This window comes from Sphingomonas sp. 66-10 (assembly GCF_001897045.1).
GTDB lineage: Bacteria > Pseudomonadota > Alphaproteobacteria > Sphingomonadales > Sphingomonadaceae > Sphingomonas > Sphingomonas lycopersici.
In genome coordinates, this window is sequence record NZ_MKRR01000133.1 from 244,721 (window position 1) to 251,722 (window position 7,002).

The following is a 7,002-nucleotide window of genomic DNA, read 5'->3' on the forward strand; positions in this document are numbered from 1 at the left end:
GATCTCGACGAAGGCCCGATCATCGCGCAGGATGTCGAGCCGATCAGCCACGCCGACACGCCCGACGATCTGGTGCGCAAGGGCCGCGACATCGAGCGCCGCGTGCTCGCGGCAGCGGTGCGGTGGCATCTGCAGGATCGCGTGCTGCTCAACGGCCACCGCACGATCGTCTTCCGCTGACCGGCATGACACCGATCGACGGACGCGCGATGGCGCGCGCGCTGACCGACCGTATCGCCGCCGACGTCGCCGCGCTGGTCGGCGACGGAATCCGCCCCGGGCTGGCGGTGGTGCTGATCGGCAATCACGCGCCGAGCGAGGTCTATGTCGCGCGCAAGATCGCCGAGGCGGCGCGCGCCGGCATCGCCTCGTTCGAACATCGCCTGCCCGCCGATACCGACGAGGCCGCGCTGCTCGCGCTGATCGCGCGGCTCAATGCCGATCGCGCGGTCCATGGCATCCTCGTGCAATTGCCGCTGCCGCCGCAGATCGACGCCGCGCGCGTGCTCGATGCGATCGCGCCGGCGAAGGACGTCGACGGCTTCCACCCGGTCAATGTCGGGCGCCTCTCCACCGGCACCGGCGGGCTCGTCCCCTGCACCCCGCTCGGCTGCATGATGCTGCTCGACAGCGTGATCGACGATTATCGCGGCTTGAACGCGGTGGTGATCGGCAAGTCGAATATCGTCGGCAAGCCGGTCGCGATGCTGTTGCTCGAACGCGAATGCACGGTGACCGTCACGCATATCGCGACGCGCGGGCTGCCCGAGATCGTCCGCGCGGCGGATATCGTCGTGGCGGCGGCGGGCGCGCCGCGGCTGGTGCGCGGCGATTGGGTCAAGCCCGGCGCGGTGGTGATCGACGTCGGCATCACCCGCGTGACCGATACCGCGGGCAAGGCGCGGCTGGTCGGCGACACCGCGTTCGACGAGCTCGGCCACGCGCGCGCCGCGACCCCGGTGCCCGGCGGGGTGGGGCCGATGACGATCGCCTGTCTGCTCGCCAATACCGTGCGCGCGGCGGAGGCGGCGGGCCGTGGCTGACGCGCGCACCGTCACCGAGGTGCGCGTCGACGCGCTCACGCTCGACGCCGACATCGGGGTGCATGCGCATGAAATCGGCGCGCGGCAGCCGCTGGTGGTGAGTGTCGCGCTCACGCTGGGGGCGCCGCGCGTCGCGACGCTCGGGGAAACGGTCGATTATCGCCATATCGTCGCCGAGGCGACCGACCTCGCCGCGCGGCATGTGCCGCTGATCGAAAGCTTCGCGCAGATGCTCGCCGAACGCTGCCTCGCGCTCGGTGCGGTCACCAGGGCCGAGGTGACAGTCGCGAAGCCGCGCGCGCTCGCCGCCGGGCTGGCCAGCGTCCGCGTCGTCGCGCAATGACCGCGCCGCGCCCCCACCTCTCGCTCGTCGCGGCCGTCGAAAGTCCCGCGCACGCGCATCGCCTGCGCCGCTTCGCCTTCCGCGAGCCGCTCCCGCTCGGCGCGCAACAGGCACTCGTCCGGCTGCATCTCGATCTCCAGCGCCAGTTACGCGGCCTGGTGCGCTGCGCCGCGGGGTTCGACCCCGCGACCGGGGAATGGGTCGATCATAGCGTGTGGATCGCCGGCCACGCGCCGCCCGGCGAGAACGTCTCGGCCGAAACGAGCGAGGCGACGATGCGGCGGCTGCGCCACCGCGTCTGACGCAAACCGTCACCCGCCCAAGCCCGACCGAATACGCGCATCCGCGCCGCTGGACAGTGCCTCGATTGTATGCCAATGATACATATATCAGATCGCACGGAGGAGAGGTCATGAGCGAGAAGCAGGTCGTTACGTTTCGGGTCGAGGACCGCATCGCCTGGGTGAATTTCGCGCGCCCGGAAAAACGCAACGCGATGAGCCCCACGCTCAACCGCCGCATGATGGAGGTGCTCGACGAGCTCGAATATCGTGACGACGTGGGCGTGCTGGTGCTGGGCGGCGAAGGCGCGGCCTGGTCGGCCGGCATGGATCTCAAGGAATATTTCCGCGAGACCGAGGCGCAGGGGCTGCGCGGCGTGCGCAAGTCGCAGCGCGAGAGCTATGGCTGGTTCCGCCGGCTGCGCTGGTATCAGAAGCCGACGATCGCCATGGTCAACGGCTGGTGCTTCGGCGGCGGCTTCGGTCCCTTGTTCTCCTGCGATCTGGCGATCTGCGCCGACGAAGCGAAATTCGGCCTGTCGGAAATCAACTGGGGCATCCTCCCCGGCGGCGGGGTGACCAAGGTGGTGGTCGACCTGCTGCCGATGCGCGACGCGATGTGGCTGACATTGACCGGCGAGCTGATCGACGGCCAGCAGGCGGCGGCGATGCGTCTCGTCAACGAGAGCGTGCCGCTCGAACGGCTCGAAGCGCGCGTGCGCGAGGTCGCGGCGATCCTGCTCCAGAAGAATCCGGTCGCGCTCAAATTCGCCAAGGATGCGGTGCGCCGCGTCGGCGCGATGACCTATGACGAAGCCGAGGATTATCTCGTGCGGATGCAGGAAGCGGCCAATTTCCACGACCCGTCGGAGGGCCGCAAGGAAGGCATCCGCCAGTTCATCGACGAAAAGAGCTACAAGCCCGGTCTCGGCGCCTACGACCAGTCGAAGGTCAGCGCCTGATTGCAGCGCCCGCGTGCCGTCATGCCGATCAGATCCGGCATGACGGCCTATGCTAACCAGGGCGAACGGATCATTTTTTACCCAGCGATCGCCACGATCACCACCGCGGATGCGGCGGCGATCGCGATCCCGGCGAGCATCTCCATATGAAAGGCGCGCCGGCACGACGCGCAGTGGCACGGCAGCGAGCCGCCCCCCGAAACATTGTCGTACCAGCAACTGCGCGCGCGATCGCAACGGCAAGCCGGGGCCGCGGGCGCGCCGCTTTCCGGCTGCCGCGTCATAGCGAGATCAGCGCGTCGAGCGCGATCGCGCCCTCGCCCTTAGGATAGACCACCACCGGGTTCAGATCGACTTCGCGGATCGCCGGATTGGCGTCGAGGACCGCGCCGAGCGCCGCAACGATCCGCGCCACCGCCGCAATGTCCGCCACCGGTGCGCCGCGAAACCCGTCGAGCAGCGGGGCAAGCTTCAGCCCGCGGATTTCCGCCGCGATCGCTTCCTCGGACAGCCCGGTCGGCACCAGCCGCGCGTCGTGCAGCAATTCCGCCGCCACCCCGCCCGAACCGATCAGGATCACCGGCCCCCAGGCGGGATCGTTCCGCCCGCCGACGATCAATTCCACCCCGCGCGGCGCCATCGGTTCGACCAACACGCCTTCCAGCACCACATCGGGCCGCGCCGCGCCGACCTGCGCAAGCAGCCGATCCCAGCCGGCCGCGACCGCCGCGGCATCGGCCAGCCCGACGATCACCCCGCCGGCGTCGCTCTTGTGCGGCAACGCGGCGGCCTGCGCCTTGAGCACCACCGGATAACCCAGCCGCTCGGCCGCGGCGACCGCGCTGTCCTTGTCATGCGCCAGCGTGAAGGTCGGGAAGGCGATGCCGCGCGCGCCGAGCAATTGCTTGGCGCGATATTCGGGAATCGTCGCGCCGGCGGCGGGCAGATCGTCGAACGGCGCAGTCGTTTGCGCCTGTCCCGCCCGCGCCGCGCCCGCCGCATTGGTGAGCCGCGCCAATGCGCGCAATGCACGCTCGGCGGTGGGGAGATAGGTGACGCCCAGCGCGTGCAATGCGGCGATATCGCTCGGCTGCACCCCGCCGCCCTCGTCCACCCCGGCGACCACCACCGGCTTGACCCCGCCGCGCGCGGCAAGCGCCTCGGCCACCGCGGCGAACTTTACCGACGAGGTGCGGATATCGGTCTGGATCAGCGTGACGACGATCGTGTCGATCCGCGCATCCTCGGCGAGCGCGGCGATCACCCGACCGTACATCCCCGGATCGACGAGCCCCTGCGCGGTGACGTCGAGCGGGTTGGAGACGGGCACGAATGGCGGCAAGGCCGCGCGCAACGCCGGGCTGTCGGCGTCGCCGAGCGGCGGCAGGTTCAGCCCCACCTCCTCGGCGAGATCGAGCATCATCGCCTTGAACGCGCCCGATTCGGCGACGACGCCCGTCGCGCCGCCGGGCAACGCCGGGCAGCGCGTGGCGATCTCCACCACGTCGCCCAGCTCCTCCAGCGATTCGACCAGGATCACCCCGGCATGTTCGACATGGGTGCGCATCACGGCATGATCGCCGGCCATCGCCCCGGTATGCGTCGCCGCGCTCGCCGCGCCCGCCGCGCTGCGGCCGGGGTGGAGCAGGACGACCGGCTTGCCCGCCGACCGCGCGGCGCGCGCCGCCGCGAGGAATGCACCCGGCCGCCGGAAATGCTCGACGATCATCACGATCACCGCGATATCGGGATCGTCGACCAGCCGCGCGACGAAATCCTCGACCCCGGTCGCCGCCTCGTTCCCGGTCGAGACATAACAGCCCAGCGGCACCTCGCGCGCGATCATCGTCGTCGCGAGCACCGCCGCCATCGCGCCGGATTGCGAGACGATGCCGACCCGCCGCGCGCCTTCCGCGCGCGCCTCGGGCATATCGATGAAGGTCAGCGGCAATTTGTCGCGGAAATTGACGAGGCCGAGACAATTGGGGCCTTCGACCACCATATCGGCCGCCGCGGCGATCCGCGCGATCTCGCGCTGATCAGCAAGCCCCTGCGCGCCATCCTCCGCGAAGCCGGCGGAAAAGATCACCGCCGCGCCGACGCCGCGCTCGGCCAGCCCGCGCATCGCATCGAGCACCCCGGCGCGCGGAATCGCCAGCACCGCGGCGTCGATCCCGCGCGGCAGATCGGCGACCGAGGCGACGCACGGACGGCCGCCGATCTCGGCGCGGTTGGGATTGACGAGATGGATCGCGCCATCGAACCCGGCGCGGTCAAGATTGGCGAGCACCGACGCGCCGAGCGCCCCCGGCCGATCCGATGCACCGACGATCGCCACCGAGCGCGCACGAAGCAGCCGGTCGAGCCGATCGCGAGATGGGGAAGCATCGGATTTGCGTTCGTCGATCAGGGCGGTGCTCATCGCCGGCCTGCCTGCATCTTGCGTTCCTCTCCATCCGAATCGGCCGCATTCAACGGCTCGGGATGCGTATATTGTATCCCTGGCAAACGTTTTGCAAGGCAATGTCGCCCACGGAATCCGCTTGCCAAGATTGTATCCGTAGCACACAATATCCGGCAAATGCCGCGTGTCTTCCGCGCGGCGGGATTTTCGAGGAGAGCGATGATGAACCGCGATTTCCGCCTGCTGATCGATGGCGAAGCCATTGCCGGCGCTTCGACCTTCGATGTGGTCAATCCTGCGACCGGGGCGGCCTTTGCACAATGCCCCAAGGCCGATGCGGCGCTGGTTGATCGCGCGGTGGCGGCGGCGAAGCGCGCCTTCCCCGGCTGGGCCGCCACCCCGATCGAGGAGCGAGCCGCGCTGGTCGCCAAGATCGCCGACGCGCTGGAGGCGCGCGCGGGCGAATTCGCCAGCCTGCTCACCGCCGAGCAGGGCAAGCCGCTCGACCAGGCGATGTATGAGGTGATGGGCAGCGTCTTCACGCTACGCGCCTTCGCCGAGATGCGGATCGAGCCGAAGACGCTGCGCGACACCGGCGGCAATGTGGTGATCGAGCACCGCACCCCGCTGGGGGTCGTCGCCGCGATCACGCCGTGGAACTTCCCGGTCATCCTGGTGATGAACAAGCTCGGCCCGGCGCTCGTCACCGGCAATACGATCGTGATCAAGCCGGCGCCGACCACCCCGCTCACCACCTTGCTGCTCGGCGAGATCTGCCGCGAACTGCTGCCGCCGGGCGTGGTCAATGTGATCTGCGACCAGAACGATCTCGGCGCGCGGCTGACCGGCCACCCCGATGTCGCCAAGGTCGCCTTCACCGGATCGACCGCGACCGGCAAGAAGGTGATGGCCGCCGCCGCCGAGGGCGTGAAGCGCGTGACGCTCGAGCTTGGCGGCAACGACGCCGCGATCGTGCTCGACGATGTGAACCCGCGCCAGGTGGCGCAGAAGGTCTATGGCGGCGCGATGGCCAATGCCGGCCAGATCTGCGTCGCGATCAAGCGCGCCTATGTGCCCGAGGCGATGTACGACGAATTCTGCGACGAGCTCGCGCGGCTCGCCAAGGAGGCGGTGGTCGACGACGGATCGAAGCAGGGCACCACCGTCGGCCCGCTGCAGAACCGGATGCAGTTCGAGAAGGTCAAGGCGCTGCTGGAGGATGCCAAGGCGCGCGGGACGGTGCTCGCCGGCGGCGAGCCGCTGGACCGGCCCGGCTATTTCATCCCGCCGACGATCGTGCGCGATCTCGACGACGACGCCCCGCTGGTGCGCGAGGAGCAGTTCGGCCCGGTGCTGCCGGTGCTCAAATATGCCGATATCGACGATGTCATCCGCCGCGCCAACGACACCGACATGGGGCTCGGCGGCACGGTGTGGGGCAAGGATCTGACCCGCGCGACCGAGGTCGCGAAGAAGATCGATACCGGCACCGTCTGGGTGAACCAATATCTCGCGATCGACGCCAACATCCCGTTCCGCGGCGCCAAGCAATCGGGGCTGGGCGGCGAATTGGGCGAGTCCGGGCTGCACGAATATACCCAGCCGCACATCATCAACGCGGTTGCGCTCGAAGAGGCGTAAGCGCGTCCAATAGCCCTCCCCTTCAGGGGAGGGGCTAAGTAGAAACGAAAGGCTTCCGATGACGATCGCGACCACCCACGTCGGCAGCTTGCCGCGCGGCGACCGGCTGACCCCGCTGCTGCTCGCGCGCGATCACGGCGAGCCCTATGACGCGGCCGCGTTCGACACCGAGGTTCAGGCGGCGGTCGACGATGCGGTGGCGCGGCAGGTGGCGGCGGGCGTGTCGATCGTCAGCGACGGCGAACTCGGCAAGGTCGGCTATTCGACCTATATGATCGAGCGCTTGTCGGGGTTCGGCGGGCATACCGATCGCACCCCCGCGCTCGAT

Annotated in this window: 7 protein-coding genes and 2 pseudogenes; 7 read left to right on the forward strand and 2 right to left on the reverse strand. The window is 69.2% G+C overall.

Annotation, left to right across the window (positions count from 1 at the left end):
• From purU to BGN95_RS15110, 5 genes and pseudogenes are all read left to right on the forward strand, one after another.
• Nucleotides 1-180: pseudogene (purU, locus tag BGN95_RS15090) on the forward strand (formyltetrahydrofolate deformylase); the annotation flags it as partial.
• 5 nt (nucleotides 181-185) lie between these two features.
• Nucleotides 186-1,043, forward strand: a complete 858-nt coding sequence (locus BGN95_RS15095; RefSeq protein ID WP_286773164.1) for a bifunctional 5,10-methylenetetrahydrofolate dehydrogenase/5,10-methenyltetrahydrofolate cyclohydrolase — start codon at nucleotides 186-188, stop codon at nucleotides 1,041-1,043.
• Nucleotides 1,036-1,386: a dihydroneopterin aldolase gene (locus tag BGN95_RS15100; protein ID WP_286773165.1), complete on the forward strand. Its 351-nt coding sequence runs from the start codon at nucleotides 1,036-1,038 to the stop codon at nucleotides 1,384-1,386. Before BGN95_RS15095 ends, BGN95_RS15100 begins: the two co-directional genes overlap by 8 nt.
• On the forward strand, nucleotides 1,383-1,688 hold the full coding sequence (locus BGN95_RS15105) for a hypothetical protein (RefSeq protein ID WP_286773166.1): 306 nt from the start codon (nucleotides 1,383-1,385) through the stop codon (nucleotides 1,686-1,688). Before BGN95_RS15100 ends, BGN95_RS15105 begins: the two co-directional genes overlap by 4 nt.
• A gap of 110 nt (nucleotides 1,689-1,798) precedes the next feature.
• Nucleotides 1,799-2,629, forward strand: a complete 831-nt coding sequence (locus tag BGN95_RS15110; protein ID WP_179514181.1) for a p-hydroxycinnamoyl CoA hydratase/lyase — start codon at nucleotides 1,799-1,801, stop codon at nucleotides 2,627-2,629.
• Nucleotides 2,630-2,706: 77 nt separating this feature from the next.
• Here the strand turns inward: BGN95_RS15110 and BGN95_RS15115 are convergent, their stop codons facing one another.
• Nucleotides 2,707-2,913: a hypothetical protein gene (locus tag BGN95_RS15115; RefSeq protein ID WP_265314577.1), complete on the reverse strand. Its 207-nt coding sequence runs from the start codon at nucleotides 2,911-2,913 to the stop codon at nucleotides 2,707-2,709.
• Nucleotides 2,910-5,051 carry an acetate--CoA ligase family protein gene (locus tag BGN95_RS15120; protein WP_286773167.1) on the reverse strand — a complete coding sequence of 714 codons (2,142 nt, stop codon included), beginning with the start codon at nucleotides 5,049-5,051 and terminating at the stop codon, nucleotides 2,910-2,912. The genes BGN95_RS15115 and BGN95_RS15120 overlap by 4 nt, the downstream gene beginning before the upstream one ends.
• A gap of 204 nt (nucleotides 5,052-5,255) precedes the next feature.
• On the opposite strand from BGN95_RS15120, the gene BGN95_RS15125 reads away from it, so the two are divergent.
• Both BGN95_RS15125 and BGN95_RS15130 read left to right on the forward strand, forming a co-directional pair.
• On the forward strand, nucleotides 5,256-6,674 hold the full coding sequence (locus tag BGN95_RS15125) for an aldehyde dehydrogenase family protein (protein WP_265314574.1): 1,419 nt from the start codon (nucleotides 5,256-5,258) through the stop codon (nucleotides 6,672-6,674).
• A gap of 58 nt (nucleotides 6,675-6,732) precedes the next feature.
• Nucleotides 6,733-7,002, forward strand: a pseudogene (locus BGN95_RS15130) (epoxyalkane--coenzyme M transferase); the annotation flags it as partial.